This is a genomic window from Acinetobacter sp. CIP 102529 (genome assembly GCF_000368325.1).
In the GTDB taxonomy this organism is placed as follows: Bacteria; Pseudomonadota; Gammaproteobacteria; order Pseudomonadales; family Moraxellaceae; genus Acinetobacter; species Acinetobacter parvus.
Window position 1 is genome coordinate 1,323,635 of the sequence record NZ_KB849355.1, and the last position, 2,850, is coordinate 1,326,484.

Annotated in this window: 2 protein-coding genes and 2 pseudogenes; all 4 read left to right on the top strand. The window is 36.2% G+C overall.

Annotated features, from left to right (window positions below):
• Window positions 1–183: pseudogene (locus F972_RS11645) on the top strand (IS701 family transposase); the annotation flags it as partial.
• 2 nt (window positions 184–185) lie between these two features.
• Window positions 186–758, top strand: a complete 573-nt coding sequence (locus F972_RS11650) for an acyltransferase family protein (protein WP_004769832.1) — start codon at window positions 186–188, stop codon at window positions 756–758.
• A 66-nt stretch (window positions 759–824) separates the two neighbouring features.
• Window positions 825–1,954, top strand: a protein-coding gene (locus F972_RS15515; protein WP_155756561.1) for an IS3-like element ISAcsp5 family transposase whose coding sequence is annotated in 2 segments (ribosomal slippage) — window positions 825–1,077 and window positions 1,077–1,954 — 1,131 coding nt in all. Because the reading frame shifts where the segments join, the coding sequence is not laid out codon by codon here.
• 62 nt (window positions 1,955–2,016) lie between these two features.
• Window positions 2,017–2,763: pseudogene (locus tag F972_RS11665) on the top strand (acyltransferase family protein); the annotation flags it as partial.
• Between the last annotated feature and the right edge of the window lie 87 nt (window positions 2,764–2,850).

Sequence of the window (2,850 nt, forward strand, 5' to 3'; positions counted from 1 at the left end):
ATTTTGAATCATATTTTTTCAGCCTTGATGGCCTACGTCGAGATACAAAAGAACCAGTTTGAGGGGATCTTTGAAAATGTATATCATTGGCAGAAGAAATTATTTAGACCAATGATCAAAAACTTCATTGATGACTTTATTCTCGATAAAAATCATCTGCTACCACAGAGAGTCTATAAATAACAGTGCGTAAGTCCTACCTTATTGTATTTCTTACCATACTGGGTTGGTTTATTTTTATTCCAGAAGACTTTAAGAATTTTGCTAAAGATGCACGATACAGTCTGACTTTTCTATCAAACGATCTTTATTATCGCCAAGCTGGTGATTATTTTGCTGCCGATACACATGATAAAGCCCTACTTCACACTTGGTCTCTTTCGGTTGAATGGCAGTTTTATCTTTTATTTCCTCTCTTGCTCTTTATTTATGCAAAATTTGATAAAAAATTAAAATATATTGGTATTTTTTTAAGTCTTATACTTATTGCTTCCCTATCATTTTCAACATTAATGACAGCTAAAGATACCATGTATGGGTTCTTTAAGCTGACAACGCGTACGTGGGAACTAGTTGCTGGAGGTTTGGTATATTACTACTTTAATAATAAACAACTCACTGCCCCACTACAAAAACTCAGTGAAGGTTTGGGTTTTACCTTTATTCTTCTTAGTCTAGTTTTATACGATCAGAATACACCTTGGCCAAGCTTTTTAGCCTTATTACCAGTGATGGGTGATGTGGGTCTAGGATTTTAGACCACGTCTATAAGTGATAATCTACTCCCCAATAAGCATGGGAAATGCTTGTTTTAGGAGTCAACCATGACACGAAGAAAACGTCGTAATCATTCAGCAGAGTTTAAAGTTAAAGTTGCTCTCGCAGCAATTAAAGGCGACCACACACTCGCTGAACTTTCTACTCAATTCGATTTACATCAAAACCAAATCATCGATTGGAAAAATCAACTGCTTGAGCAATCAGTCAATATTTTTTCACGACCAACAGCACAACAAGAACCAGAGATTGACCTCAAAGCTTTACATGCCAAGATAGGACATCAGGCATTGCAAATTGATTTTTTAGAAGGTGCGCTCAGAAAAATAGGGCAGCTGAGCGGCAAAAAATGATCGATAAGACCCATCAACTTTCGGTACGACAACAATCGCAATTAATTCAAATCAATCGCAGTACGTTGTATTACAAGCCCAAAGAGATTTCATCAACTGATTTGAGTTTGATGCGTCTGATCGATGAAATTCATCTCGACTACCCATTTATGGGCAGTCGAATGATACGAGATATGCTACAGCGTCAAGGGCATCAAATAGGTCGGCGTAAAGTCCGACGTTTAATGCGCTTGATGGGAATACATGCCTTGTATCCAAAACCCAATACCAGTAAGCCTAATCTTGCACACCGTATTTTCCCATATCTGTTGAAAAACATGGTCATCGATCACTCTAATCAAGTCTGGTGTACAGATATCACATACATTCCTATGGCTAAAGGCTTTGTCTATCTGTGTGCAGTTATAGATTGGCATAGTCGTAAAGTACTGGCTCATCGTGTATCGATCAGTATGGAAACAGACTTTTGCATAGATGCGTTGCAAGAAGCAATTGTGAAATATGGTTGTCCTGAGGTGTTTAATACAGACCAAGGCAGTCAATTCACAAGCGAGGCATTTTTGAATGAGTTAAAATTGCGAAATATCCGTATCAGTATGGATGGGAAAGGACGGTGGAGAGATAATGTGATGATTGAGCGGTTATGGCGCAGCTTGAAGCATGAGGAAGTCTATTTGAAGGCTTACGATACGGTTAAACAAGCGAAACAATCAATTGCTGAATATTTGGATTTTTATAACATGATACGTCCTCATTCAAGTTTGAATAAGGCAACACCAAATGAATTTTATGATCAACATTTACTAAAAGTAATGGCAGCATGATTTAAATATTTAGAGCGGATTTATCACTTATAAAACTGAATTGAGTGGTCTAATTAACGGAACCACATCAGGGTACAATGCTCATCTTAATTGCTAATCGTCAAAATTCAATTTTCACTCAAGCAAAATTCATCCAAAACATTGGTAGTGCATCGTATTCTATTTATTTATGGCACTGGCCTGTATTTTTCTTATTGAATTATTTTTTTATTAAATTAAATTTTATTAGCTTAAGTCTCTCCCTCGGACTCTCTTTACTCTTGGGGTGGTTAAGTTATAAATACATCGAAGGTAGTCGAAAATCCCTACAAAAGCTCAAAAAAGGGCATATATATTTATTGTTTATTTCCACCCTACTCTTACTTTATCCAATCTATAAACATATAGAAGAAAATGGTCTTGCAAGTCGAGAAAAATCTAACACTCCCTCTAATCTAGACAAAATGCAAATGCCAAGTGTTGAAAATGGGTGGTGTTTTTATAATATTAAAGATAACCATAATCTCAAAGTAGGCTCACAAGGATTTGAATGCTCAATTGCTTCAGAACAGAAAAATGCAAAATCGGCACTGTTATTTGGAGATTCATTTGCAGGTCACAATAGCCCGTTTTGGGATCAGATTGGAAAGAAGCTGAACTTAAATATACAAGCCATTACGACAAACTGGTGTTATCCAAGTCTTAATAAAGAGTTTACAGGGAACAAACAATCTACAGCGTATCAACAGTGCTTATTAAATCGTGAGTATTTATCTAAACATATAGATCAATACGATGTGTTGATATTCGCAGGCCGTTGGTCAGAGATGGATCCGTAAATTTGAACAACTCCTATAAGTGATATTCTGCTCCTCAAATGATGTTATAAACATCAATATATGGAGTATTTTATGGCA